This is a genomic window from Salegentibacter sp. BLCTC (genome assembly GCF_015143665.1).
GTDB classification, from domain to species: Bacteria; Bacteroidota; Bacteroidia; order Flavobacteriales; family Flavobacteriaceae; genus Salegentibacter; species Salegentibacter maritimus.
This window is the reverse complement of sequence record NZ_WYEW01000022.1, coordinates 1-3174: the sequence shown is the minus strand read 5'-3', so window position 1 is coordinate 3174 and position 3174 is coordinate 1. Positions and strand designations below refer to the sequence as shown.

The window sequence follows — 3174 nt, the reverse complement described above, 5'->3', positions numbered from 1 at the left end:
AAAAAAAAGGCGGTGACATACTCTCCCACAAATAGCAGTACCATCTGCGCTAACGGGCTTAACTTCTCTGTTCGGAATGGAAAGAGGTGAGCCCCGTTGCCATAACCACCTTAAGTCTTTAGTATGCAGTTTACAGTCTATAAATTCGCAGGTTTTCCTGCTTACTCTTTTACTTACAACTGCCTACTCTAATAAGTTGACATATTAAAAGAAACAAAAAATAAAATAAAACTGCGGCAAGCATTCAAGCTCCTGTTATCCCTTGCAGGATAACAGGAATCGCATCAAGCTTTACGGATTATTAGTACCACTCGGCTATGACATTGCTGCCTTTACACCTATGGCCTATCAACGTGGTCGTCTCCCACGGTCCTTTAAAGAAATCTCATCTTGTGGTGGGTTTCGCGCTTATATGCTTTCAGCGCTTATCCCTTCCCAACGTAGCTACCCAGCAGTGCTCCTGGCGGAACAACTGGTGCACCAGAGGTTGGTCCAACTCGGTCCTCTCGTACTAGAGTCAGGTCCACTCAAATTTCTAACGCCCACTACAGATAGAGACCGAACTGTCTCACGACGTTCTGAACCCAGCTCGCGTGCCACTTTAATGGGCGAACAGCCCAACCCTTGGGACCTTCTCCAGCCCCAGGATGTGACGAGCCGACATCGAGGTGCCAAACCCCCCCGTCGATGTGAGCTCTTGGGGGAGATCAGCCTGTTATCCCCGGCGTACCTTTTATCCTTTGAGCGATGACCCTTCCACGCGGTGTCACCGGATCACTATGCTCTACTTTCGTACCTGATCGACCTGTATGTCTCTCAGTCAAGCTCCCTTTTGCCATTGCACTCTACGCACGGTTACCAAGCGTGCTGAGGGAACCTTTAGAAGCCTCCGTTACTCTTTTGGAGGCGACCACCCCAGTCAAACTACCCACCAAGCACTGTCCCTCATAAAATGAGGTTAGGCTCCGAACAAGTAAAGGGTGGTATTTCAACAATGACTCCACACCGCCTGGCGACGGCGCTTCAAAGTCTCCCACCTATCCTACACATCACTTGTCCAAAGTCAATACTAAGCTATAGTAAAGGTGCACGGGGTCTTTTCGTCCCGTAGCGGGTAATCGGCATCTTCACCGATACTACAATTTCACCGAGCTCATGGCTGAGACAGTGTCCAGATCGTTGCACCATTCGTGCAGGTCGGAACTTACCCGACAAGGAATTTCGCTACCTTAGGACCGTTATAGTTACGGCCGCCGTTTACTGGGGCTTCAATTCAATGCTTCGCCAAAGCTAACATCTCCTCTTAACCTTCCAGCACCGGGCAGGTGTCAGGCCCTATACATCATCTTTCGATTTAGCAGAGCCCTGTGTTTTTGATAAACAGTCGCCTGGACCTCTTCACTGCGGCCCCGCTAAAAGCGGGGCGACCCTTCTCCCGAAGTTACGGGCCTATTTTGCCTAGTTCCTTAGCCATGAATCTCTCGAGCACCTTAGAATTCTCATCCCAACTACCTGTGTCGGTTTACGGTACGGGTTGCATCCACTCGCTTTTCTTGGAAGTCGATCCGCTGGATTATCACGCCGGCCGAAGCTTTTGTGTACTATCGGGGTGTTACCACTCCCTTCAACGTGCTATTCCGTCAGCACGCACCAACTTTTCGCCTCCGTCCGCTTTAACGTGGGGCAAGTACAGAAATATTAATCTGTTGTCCATCGACTACCCCCTTCGGGTTCGCCTTAGGTCCCGACTAACCCCCAGCTGATTAGCATAGCTGGGGAAACCTTAGTCTTTCGGTGTGCAGGTTTCTCGCCTGCATTATCGTTACTTATGCCTACATTTTCTTTTGTAACCAATCCAGAAAGCCTCACGACTCACCTTCATCTCTGTTACAATGCTCCCCTACCACTCCATATCTAAATATGGAATCCATAGCTTCGGTAGTATGTTTATGCCCGATTATTATCCATGCCGGACCGCTCGACTAGTGAGCTGTTACGCACTCTTTAAATGAATGGCTGCTTCCAAGCCAACATCCTAGCTGTCTGGGCAGTCCAACCGCGTTTATTCAACTTAACATACATTTGGGGACCTTAGCTGATGGTCTGGGTTCTTTCCCTCTCGGACACGGACCTTAGCACCCATGCCCTCACTGATATAAAACATTTTATAGCATTCGGAGTTTGTCAGGAATTGGTAGGCGGTGAAGCCCCCGCATCCAATCAGTAGCTCTACCTCTATAAAACTATTATACCGCTGCACCTAAATGCATTTCGGGGAGTACGAGCTATTTCCGAGTTTGATTGGCCTTTCACCCCTACCCTCAGGTCATCCCAAGACTTTTCAACGTCAACGGGTTCGGTCCTCCACTATGTGTTACCACAGCTTCAACCTGCCCAAGGGTAGATCACACGGTTTCGCGTCTACCATTACCAACTTAAATCGCCCTATTAAGACTCGCTTTCGCTACGGCTCCACAGCTGAACTGCTTAACCTTGCTGGCAACGGTAACTCGTAGGCTCATTATGCAAAAGGCACGCCGTCACCCCAAAGGGCTCCGACCGCTTGTAAGCGTATGGTTTCAGGATCTATTTCACTCCCTTGTTCAGGGTTCTTTTCACCTTTCCCTCACGGTACTGGTTCACTATCGGTCTCTCAGGAGTATTTAGCCTTGGCGGATGGTCCCGCCGGATTCATACAGGGTTTCACGTGCCCCGCACTACTCAGGATACCACTATCATTACATCCATTACCTATACCGGGCTGTCACCGTCTATGGCCAAGCTTTCCAACTTGTTCTAATTCTGTTTGTAACAAATATTGTGGTCCTACAACCCCATAAGGTCCGTAAACCTTATGGTTTGGGCTAATGCACGTTCGCTCGCCGCTACTAGCGCAATCACTATTGTTTTCTCTTCCTCCGGATACTTAGATGTTTCAGTTCTCCGGGTTTGCCTCCTTGCGGATACTATACCTTCAGTATAGTGGGTTGCCCCATTCGGATATCTGCGGATCAACTTGTATGTGCCAATCCCCGCAGCTTTTCGCAGCTTATCACGTCCTTCTTCGCCTCTGAGAGCCTAGGCATTCCCCATACGCCCTTATCTAGCTTGTATGCTTCTTGCTTATGCTCGAATTTCTCGTGACCTTAAATCACAATGTATTCTATTAATAAA

2 rRNA genes are annotated in these 3174 nt (G+C 49.0%); both read right to left on the bottom strand.

From position 1 onward, the window contains the following. Positions 1–4: 4 nt before the first annotated feature. Positions 5–113: ribosomal RNA gene (rrf, locus tag GUB10_RS15805) — 5S ribosomal RNA — on the bottom strand. 167 nt (positions 114–280) lie between these two features. Further along, positions 281–3115, bottom strand: a 23S ribosomal RNA gene (locus GUB10_RS15800). Positions 3116–3174: the final 59 nt, after the last annotated feature.